General features: G+C 44.2%; 4 protein-coding genes and 3 tRNA genes. 1 reads left to right on the plus strand and 6 read right to left on the minus strand.

Annotated elements, in window-relative coordinates; all coding sequences use genetic code 11:
• From EKG39_RS23115 to EKG39_RS23130, 4 genes are all read right to left on the minus strand, one after another.
• Window positions 1-178, minus strand: a 178-nt coding sequence (locus EKG39_RS23115) for a GTP-binding protein (RefSeq protein WP_246028595.1), incomplete at its 3' end; no start/stop codon positions are given.
• A 185-nt stretch (window positions 179-363) separates the two neighbouring features.
• A tRNA-Gly gene (locus EKG39_RS23120) sits at window positions 364-437 on the minus strand.
• A 35-nt stretch (window positions 438-472) separates the two neighbouring features.
• A tRNA-Tyr gene (locus tag EKG39_RS23125) sits at window positions 473-557 on the minus strand.
• 7 nt (window positions 558-564) lie between these two features.
• Window positions 565-640, minus strand: a tRNA-Thr gene (locus EKG39_RS23130).
• Window positions 641-870: 230 nt separating this feature from the next.
• Here EKG39_RS23130 and coaA point away from each other — a divergent pair.
• Window positions 871-1,821, plus strand: a complete 951-nt coding sequence (gene coaA / locus EKG39_RS23135) for a type I pantothenate kinase (protein WP_126508313.1) — start codon at window positions 871-873, stop codon at window positions 1,819-1,821.
• Window positions 1,822-1,837: 16 nt separating this feature from the next.
• Here coaA and birA read toward each other — a convergent pair whose 3' ends face one another.
• A complete protein-coding gene (gene birA / locus EKG39_RS23140) occupies window positions 1,838-2,800 on the minus strand; it encodes a bifunctional biotin--[acetyl-CoA-carboxylase] ligase/biotin operon repressor BirA (RefSeq protein WP_126508314.1) in 963 nt (320 codons plus the stop codon).
• Window positions 2,793-3,827 carry a UDP-N-acetylmuramate dehydrogenase gene (gene murB, locus EKG39_RS23145; RefSeq protein ID WP_126508315.1) on the minus strand — a complete coding sequence of 345 codons (1,035 nt, stop codon included), beginning with the start codon at window positions 3,825-3,827 and terminating at the stop codon, window positions 2,793-2,795. Before murB ends, birA begins: the two co-directional genes overlap by 8 nt.
• Window positions 3,828-4,683: the final 856 nt, after the last annotated feature.

Here is a 4,683-nt window from a genome sequence, read left to right on the forward strand (position 1 = left end):
CGCGCTCACGCTCTTCTGGAGCGTTATCGATTTGTGCGAAGTCTTTAACTTCACCACCGTAAGTCTTAGTCAATACTGCAGAGATTGCAGCAGTTAGAGTAGTTTTACCATGGTCAACGTGACCGATGGTACCCACGTTTACGTGTGGTTTATTACGTTCAAATTTTTCTTTAGCCATGGTATTGCCCCAATCAGATATCTTGGTGATGAAACCGACATATAACAAAAAATTCGATGCATAAATGTCATCGAATCAATTTAGTTTTTTATAGGATATTTGAAGAAGGCTGGCGCTGATGGCAGTGACTTAAAACCTCACCCTCGTAAGGGTGTGCTCATAAGGGCGAGCACATCAGCGAAAATTGGAGCGGATGGCGGGAATCGAACCCGCGTTATCAGCTTGGAAGGCTGGAGTAATACCATTATACGACATCCGCGCAACCTACTTCAGGTTACCTAACTACCTAGAAAATGGTGGAGGGAGAAGGATTCGAACCTTCGAAGGCTGAGCCGTCAGATTTACAATCTGATCCCTTTGGCCACTCGGGAACCCCTCCAGAGAAATGGTGCCGGCACCAAGAGTCGAACTCGGGACCTACTGATTACAAGTCAGTTGCTCTACCAACTGAGCTATGCCGGCGTGTCATTTCGGTAGCGGATATTATGGAAATGTCGGCTCAAGTGCAATAGCTAAATCGAAAAAAAATGAAAAAAAGCCTTAATAATTGTTTTTTCGGTTACAAAATCAGCTTTGAGTTTGTTTTTACAGCACACAAACCAAGTCTGCATAAACATCTCGTTGAAAGTGAGCTTTAATATTGTTCGAGATAATTTGTTAGTGTACTGTGCCTCCTCACAGGGAGAAAACCAATGACGTCCGAAAATCCAATTCATAATGCACTGTATCTGGCATTCAACAGATCACAGTGGGCAGAATTAAGAGAATCGGTACCTTTAACACTCAACGAGCCAGAACTTGCTGATCTTAGAGGTATAAATGAGAAGCTATCTTTGACTGAGGTCACCGATATTTATCTCCCACTTAGCCGTTTACTCAATCTTATTGTGGGTGCAAAGCAAAAGCGAGGCTTGGTACTCAACGAGTTCTTAGGTCGAAAGCCCCCCAAGCGTCCTTACATTATAAGTATTGCCGGCAGCGTCGCTGTAGGTAAGAGCACGACTGCACGTATTCTCCAGGCTCTACTCAGCCAGTGGCCAGAACACCCAAGAGTAGATCTTGTCACCACAGATGGATTCCTCTATCCGCTAGCCGAACTCAAACGTCGTGGTTTATTGCAGCGAAAAGGCTTCCCGGAAAGTTATGATATGAAGATGTTGGTAGAGTTCATCTCCAATGTCAAAGCGGGAAATGAACACGTTAAGTCTCCCCTTTATTCGCATATCAGCTATGACCGACTCACAGATGACTACCAGGCCATAGAACAGCCAGATATCCTAATCATAGAGGGATTGAATGTTTTACAGTCCGGTCAGGACTCGGCGGTCGGAATTCAACAACCATTCGTTTCAGATTTTGTCGATTTCTCTATCTATGTCGATGCAGAAGAACAATTGCTGAAGAAATGGTACATAGATCGATTCTTACAATTTCGTGGTGGGGCTTTCAGTGACGAAAAATCCTATTTTCATCACTATTCAAACTTGGCGGATAACGAAGCAAAAACCATTGCGGCCAATATTTGGGACAGCATTAACGGACCAAATTTAAAATTAAACATCGAGCCCACTCGCGATCGTGCACATCTGATCCTACAAAAGGGCTACGATCATTTAATGAGCCAAGTTTTATTACGAAAGTGATAAGTAATGAGAAGCGCTAGACAGCGCTTCTTAAACTGATTTCACCGCCAACAAAGGCTTCCAAGCCATTATTCGTATCGAGTAGAATCGCTCCGGTTTCATCTATTCCACGACAGATACCAAGCACTTGATTTTCTCCCATCAATAACTTGACCTCTTTACCATAAAAAATATCAATCTCTTGCCACCTAGGTAAGAATACTCTCATACCATGAGATTCAAATTCGGCGAGGTCTTCAGATAATTGTTTCTGTAGGGTCACCATCAAATCGGTCTTATTCAGATTTGGATTCTGAATAGATAAGTCGCTCCAGGGTTGATCGATCTTCTCCCCCTGGGCTTGGGACATGGAAACGTTTATTCCGATACCTATGACCAAGTGACAATGGCTATCCGCCTGACCATTCATCTCGATCAATACACCGGCGAGTTTCTTTTCATTAAGGTAGATGTCATTAGGCCACTTTACCCCTAACCCCTCAATATTGAATGACTCCAATGCCTTTACCAAAGAACAGGCAACAACCAGACTTAAACCTGCAGCCTGCGCCATTCCTTGTGATAAATGCCAATACATCGAACAATAAAGGTGACACCCATAGGGAGAGACCCAACTCCTTCCACGTCTTCCTCTGCCGGCCGACTGATATTCGGCCACACAGATATCGCCTGAATTCAGCTCATCGACATTTTTTAGGAAAAAAGCATTAGTACTCGAGATCTCATCGAAATAGAAACAACGCTGTTTGATAGCGGTTGTTAATTCCTTTTCATCGATGAGTGAAACCTTATTAGCCAGTTTATAACCTTTACCTTTAACGCTATATATTTCGACGCCATATTCTTCTAACCCGGCAATATGTTTAGCAATAGCAGTTCTCGATATTCCCGCCTGCTTAGCCAAAACCTCACCAGACACAAAGCCTCCGGAGTTCAGTGTCGTTATGATGGCACGTTTTCTTTCCCAATGTTCAATCATCAACTAACTCCTTTTCTCCATAAGCTCCAATGACTCTGGGCTCGGCCTCTAAAGTCACATCGAATTTTATTTTAATTATCTCAATAACCTTTAACGCAAGCTTAAGGATATCTTCGCCTGTCGCCCGGCCAAGATTAATTAATACCAAGGCTTGCTGCTCATGAACAGCCGCATCTCCAACAGAGAATCCTTTTAAGCCGGCATTATCAATTAACCAACCGGCCGCTAACTTTACTGAGCCATCGGACAGAGGGTAGCCAACAAGCGAGGGGAATTTTTCAATTAACTGCAGATACTTCGAAGATGAAATAATGGGGTTTTTAAAAAAACTACCGGCATTTCCGATTAACTTGGGATCGGGTAGCTTTTCACTCCGAGTTTTGCAGATACAATCGAAAATGTCCTTAGGAGTCGCCTCTGTTTTTTCATACCGCTTTAAAGGACCGTATGAAAGGTTAGGTTGCCATTTTTTGGCTAACTTAATTCCTACGCTAGTGATGACAGAAACCTCTTTTAAAGCTCCCTTAAAAATGGAATCACGATAACCAAACTGACACTCCTCACGCTTATACCGAGTTATTCTTCCATCACGAAGATCGACAAACTCAACCCAGTCACAGACCTCCATGAACTCTACACCATAAGCACCGATATTTTGAATTGGCGCCGCTCCGACAGTTCCCGGGATCAATGCCAAATTCTCAAGTCCGGGCATCGAGTGTGCCAGGCAGTACTCGACTAGTTGATGCCATCCCTCGCCAGCTTCGACACTCAGATAATAAAACTCATCATCTTCATGACACACGATCCCTTTCGAACAAACCTGAACGACAGTACCCAGATAGTTTTCAGTCAATAAAATATTACTGCCGCCACCCAATACCAAAAAGGGTTTCCTCTCAGAAAAAAGCGTTGAGCATAATCTAATCAGTTCCTTTTTCGTGTCTACCGATATCAATTCACTACAGGCGTAATCAATGCCGAACGTATTATAGGTTTTTAGCGAACAATTTGGTTTAACTGACATAGTCTGTAGTTTTATGGCAAAAGAGGTATTGTAGCGTATTTATAGGTCGAGAGTGACCGCTCTGCTTTTATCTTTGTTCTAGCCATAATTTAGACACGAAAAAAGCCTCTGCACTCTCTATTAATGGGAAGTGCAGAGGCTTTCGTCTTTGTGTTGGCGGGTGAATATGTCGCTGTCATGTGCTTATGAACGATAGGCATGGATGCCGAACTGGGCTGTTAAGCAGTGATGCTGTTTGACTAGATCTTAATAAAAGCAGAACCCGTGTGCCTTCGGCGAGACAGGCCGACTATCTCTAATGAAAGCCCTAACCAACTGAACTACGAAGTGCATGGAGGCACAAATGGCGCGTAGACCATGGATGGTCGAGAGCGGTGAAGTGCATGGATGCACAAATGTCACGTAGACCATGGATGGTTGAGAGTGACCGCTCCTTTTTCCTCAAAACGAAAAAAGCCTCTACATTGCTGTAGAGGCTTTCGTCTTTGTGTTGGCGGAGCGGACGGGACTCGAATGTGCCTTCGGCACGTGAGACAGGCCGCTTTCTATTTATAAAGAGGCTAACCAACTGAACTACCGCTCTGCTCGTATATTTTCCATATAACTGAGATACGAAAAAGCGCTAACATTTCTGTTAGGGCTTATCGTAATGATTGTGGGCGAGTGTGGCGATAGCGACAAGCATACGAGCGCGAAGCTTTAGCGTAGCTGAGGCGGATTTATCCGCGGCGCCATAACGAAAAAAGCCTCTACATTGCTGTAGAGGCTTTCGTCTTTGTGTTGGCGGAGCGGACGGGACTCGAACCCGCGACCCCCGGCGTGACAGGCCGGTATTCTAACCAACTGAACTACCGCT

The sequence above is a fragment of the Shewanella atlantica genome (assembly GCF_003966265.1).
Classification (GTDB): Bacteria; Pseudomonadota; Gammaproteobacteria; order Enterobacterales; family Shewanellaceae; genus Shewanella; species Shewanella atlantica.